Raw genomic sequence first — 429 nt, forward strand, 5'->3', positions numbered from 1 at the left:
ATGCATTTGGAATAGACACGTCAGCGAGATTGCCCTGAGGCTGCAGGGAAGGCCGTCGTATGGCTGCTTTATATGCTCGACGATTTCATCCACCTCGCTGAGCGAAACCTCACCGAGCCGGACTTTGTCGATGAACTCGCTGAGAGGCAGCCCATCCCCCTCCAGCGCCAGGGCGAACAACTCCTGGTAGCGCAGCAATGCATTCATCGCACTAGCGTCCTTCAGATTTCGCCCGGCGCGGCGATTTTTTCGACAGCTGAAGCAGCAGCCCCATTCCCACAAGGCCCATCGCCAGCGTACCGGACAGCCATAAGGGCACCATCGCCAGCTGCTCATCGCGCCCCACCAGGAAGCCCATCATCAATACATCGCTATGGAATGCATAGCCGGTGCTGAAGCCCAGCAGCACCAGCGCGAACAGTGCTTGAG

At 58.5% G+C, this 429-nt stretch carries 2 protein-coding genes; both read right to left on the minus strand.

The window, feature by feature from the left end:
• Nucleotides 1–207 (minus strand): hypothetical protein (locus tag K9U40_RS24015; protein ID WP_282892555.1); only part of this gene is annotated, 207 nt, incomplete at its 3' end.
• 4 nt (nucleotides 208–211) lie between these two features.
• A partial coding sequence (locus tag K9U40_RS24020; RefSeq protein WP_282892556.1) for a hypothetical protein occupies nucleotides 212–429 on the minus strand: 218 nt, incomplete at its 5' end.

The sequence above is a fragment of the Xanthobacter autotrophicus genome (genome assembly GCF_030015065.1).
Taxonomy (GTDB): domain Bacteria; phylum Pseudomonadota; class Alphaproteobacteria; order Rhizobiales; family Xanthobacteraceae; genus Xanthobacter; species Xanthobacter autotrophicus_D.